The sequence below is a fragment of the Streptomyces fuscigenes genome (assembly GCF_021556455.1).
Taxonomy (GTDB): Bacteria; Actinomycetota; Actinomycetes; order Streptomycetales; family Streptomycetaceae; genus Streptomyces; species Streptomyces fuscigenes.
Genome location: NZ_JAKGCV010000649.1, coordinates 1 through 2,279, shown reverse-complemented (window position 1 = coordinate 2,279; position 2,279 = coordinate 1). Strand labels below are relative to the sequence as shown.

2 protein-coding genes are annotated in these 2,279 nt (G+C 74.8%); one reads left to right on the top strand and one right to left on the bottom strand.

Going from position 1 to position 2,279, the window contains the following annotated elements; genetic code table 11:
• On the bottom strand, positions 1 to 796 hold a 796-nt coding region (locus L1885_RS27365; RefSeq protein WP_235799837.1), incomplete at its 3' end, for a sigma-70 family RNA polymerase sigma factor.
• 245 nt (positions 797 to 1,041) lie between these two features.
• On the opposite strand from L1885_RS27365, the gene L1885_RS27360 reads away from it, so the two are divergent.
• Positions 1,042 to 2,279, top strand: a 1,238-nt coding sequence (locus tag L1885_RS27360) for a DUF4192 domain-containing protein (RefSeq protein WP_235799836.1), incomplete at its 3' end; no start/stop codon positions are given.

Sequence of the window (2,279 nt, the reverse complement as noted above, 5' to 3'; positions counted from 1 at the left end):
CCTCGCCGATCTGGGCCTGCGTCCATTCGCGGCCGAAGCGCATCTCCAGGATGCGGCGGTCGCGTTCGGGCAGCTCGGCGACGAGGGGCGCCAGCGACTGGAGGTTCTCGACCCGCTCCATGCCCGGGTCGGCGGTGCCGACGAACGCGGCGAGGCTCTTCGCGGTGGCGGCGCCCTCGCCCGTGTCCAGGGGCATGTCGAGGGAGTCGCAGTTGTATCCGTTGGCGGCGATCAGCCCCTCCAGCACGTCCTCCTCACTGCGGCGGAGGTGCGCGGCGAGTTCGGCGACCGTCGGGTCGCGGTCCAGCCGGGCGCCCAGGGCGTCCTTGGCCTTCGCGAGTTCGACCCGGAGTTCCTGGAGGCGGCGCGGGACGTGCACGGCCCAGGTCGCGTCGCGGAAGTAGCGCTTGATCTCGCCCACTATGTAGGGGATCGCGAACGTAGCGAACTCGTTCTCGCGCGACAGGTCGAAGCGGTCGATCGCCTTGATCAGGCCGATCATGCCCACCTGGACGATGTCCTCCATCTGGTCACGGCCCTGGAAGCGGCGGGCGGCGAAGTGCACCAGGGACATGTTCAGTTCGATGAGCGTGTTGCGGGCGTACGCGTACTCGGCACTCCCCTCCTCCACCACCCGGAGGCGGTCGAAGAACAGCCTGGACAGGCCCCGCGCATCGCCCGGGGCCACCTCCTGCGGATCGTCGACGAGCGGCAGTTCCCCGAAGACGCGATCCGCGGCGGGGGCCGTCACCTGGACGGTTTCTGACGGGACATCGGTCAGGGCATCGGTCGGCATTCCAGCTTCCCTTCGCGGCAGGGTCGGACAAACGCGTCCGGCCGGTTACCCGTCGTCGCGGCGGTAAACCCGCGTGTGCGCCAGATCACGCCGGGGCCGGCGGGCACGGGCCGACCGGAGTCCGGCACCGGGCTGGGGAACGATCCGGGGGTGGGCCCGAGCCGGGCATATGAGCTGATCAGGGCTGTGGGCAGAGTTTTCCACAGGGGTCGCGCGGGGCGGTGCGGTCGCGAGACGGTCGAGCCATGAGCAACCACCACGACACGACAGGCCCGGCCGCCGAGCGGCCCATCACGCTGCGCGGCCCGGCGGAACTCGTCGACGCGCTGCCCTACGTGCTCGGCTTCACGCCCACCGACTCCGTCGTCCTCGTCACCGTGCACGGGGATCGCTCACGCTTCGGCGGCCGGCTCCGGCTCGGCATGCCCGCCGGCCCCGGGGAGTGGGCTCAGGTGGCCGACTTCCTCGCCCAGTACGCACGGGACGCCGCCCGCCGGCGGGGCAGCAGGCCGGACGGGGTCCTCCTGTTCCTGTGGCGGGACCCGGACGAGGCGGCGGGCGAGTCCGGGCGGGAGGTCATGGAGCGGCTGCGGCCCTTCGCGCGACTGCTCCGCGCGGCATGCGGGGCCCAGGACCTGCCGGTGCTGGAGGCGCTGTGCGTGTCCGGCGGACGCCTGTGGTCGTACTGCTGCCCGGACGCGCGGTGCTGCCCGCCCGAGGGCACACCGACCGTGCTTCCCGGGACATCCGTGATGGCGGCCGCCGCCACGTACGCGGGGCTCACCGTGCGCGGCTCGCTGAAGGACATGGAGGCCCGCGTCCTTCCCCTGGACGCGGCCGCGGGCGACGATCAGGCCCGCGCCCTGGACGCGGCCGGCGCGAGGATCGTGCCCGAGATCCTGGGCGGCGGCCGGACGGCCGTCGCCGCACGCACGCTGGAGCTCGCGCGCGACGTCACACGCCGCCTCGGCGCGCTCCGCGGCCGCTCCCCCTCGACGCCCGGGGCGGAGGCCGCGGCCGACGCGAGGGACGACGGGCTGCTGGGCGACGACGAGGCCGCCGCGCTGGTCGTCGGCCTGCAGGACCGGGAGACCCGCGACCGTGCCGCCGCCTGGACGGACACGGAGGACGCGGCAGCGGCACTGCGGCTCTGGCGGGCGCTGGCCCGGCGGTGCGCCGGGGCCTACGTCGAGTTCGCGGCGGCGCCCCTGGTCCTCGTGGCCTGGTACGCCTGGGCGGCGGGCGACGAGCCCGGGGCCCGGGTCGCCGTCGCCCGGGCCCTGGCGGTCGACCCGGACTACCACCTCGCCCGGCTGCTGCACGAGGCCTACAACCAGGGCCTGGACGCGCGTGCGCTGCGCGCCTGCTTCGAACAGACCCCGCTCGGTGCGCAGGCCGCGTCTGCGCAGGAAGGGCCGCCGGCCGACGCCGGCGGCGCGTCGGCAGGACCGGCGCCGCGCGGCACGCGGCGCGGGGTCCTGGG